This window comes from Elstera litoralis, assembly GCF_000963705.1.
Lineage (GTDB): Bacteria > Pseudomonadota > Alphaproteobacteria > Elsterales > Elsteraceae > Elstera > Elstera litoralis.
On sequence record NZ_LAJY01000944.1, the window covers coordinates 1 to 833 of the forward strand.

2 protein-coding genes are annotated in these 833 nt (G+C 47.7%); both read right to left on the bottom strand.

The window, feature by feature from the left end:
- Positions 1-34: 34 nt before the first annotated feature.
- A complete protein-coding gene (locus tag VZ95_RS20855) occupies positions 35-694 on the bottom strand; it encodes a hypothetical protein (RefSeq protein WP_232302793.1) in 660 nt (219 codons plus the stop codon).
- Positions 624-833 (bottom strand): hypothetical protein (locus VZ95_RS27725; RefSeq protein ID WP_232302794.1); only part of this gene is annotated, 210 nt, incomplete at its 5' end. The genes VZ95_RS27725 and VZ95_RS20855, both read right to left, overlap by 71 nt.

The following is an 833-nucleotide window of genomic DNA, read 5'->3' on the forward strand; positions in this document are numbered from 1 at the left end:
CCGGGAACAGCGGTAGCCCATCGACCCGAAAACCTTAGAACCAACTGCTAATTTCATCGGCGACTGTCGACAGTACACCCTTATCGGTCACAACTTCGGTTAGGCGCGCGTATTCCGTTTGAAGATTTGCCGTAATCTCGTCGAATGATTTCTGCATACTTTTCAGCTGATCCGCATTTCCGGATAACAACCGCTCCATGAGTTGCGACGCCTCAAGACTGGCCTCCATCAAGCCCCGCTCCAGCGGTGTTGCGTCTTTTTTATCGGCCATGGTCTTTCGAATTTGATCCGACATCTCGCGCGCCTGGGCAAAATCCGCCTCAAGGGCCCAAATGGGGTGTAGCCGGGTCATTTGCTGCTTGACGGCGGCAAACTCTTCCCGAGCTTCGGCCCGTTGGGCGTCAAGCTGTTCCAAAACAGAAGGAATGCTCGCCTTACGCTCCTCCATTTGGGTAAGCCGCGCCTCAATCCGGTCTTCTCTTGTATTCATGTCCTTTAAAATATTCTCTAATCTTGGATTCGATCCTTTTTTCATTTCGAGCAAAAGACTATCGCGATCCGCCGCAATCTCCTTCAATTCTTTATTCACCTGGTTCTCAACTTTCGAGAATTCTTTATCAAAATTAGCTAAGCTTTGCATTTTGAGCTGATATTCTCTTTCTTTTGTCTCCAGCGCATTCTCGGCTTTTGTCATCGTCAGTTCGGCCGTAATGACTGTCCCGACGAAATCTATTTTTTTTGACCATTTCAGCGCGGGTTTCAATGGCGTGTGCAACATCCTGAAGCAGGTCGGCTCTTTTTTTTTCTTGAATAATCAGATTATTTTTGAATTT

Coding starts and splice junctions, on each gene's coding strand:
- VZ95_RS20855 (WP_232302793.1), bottom strand. CDS start 694: ATGACAAAAGCCGAGAATGCGCTGGAGACAAAAGAAAGAGAATATCAG.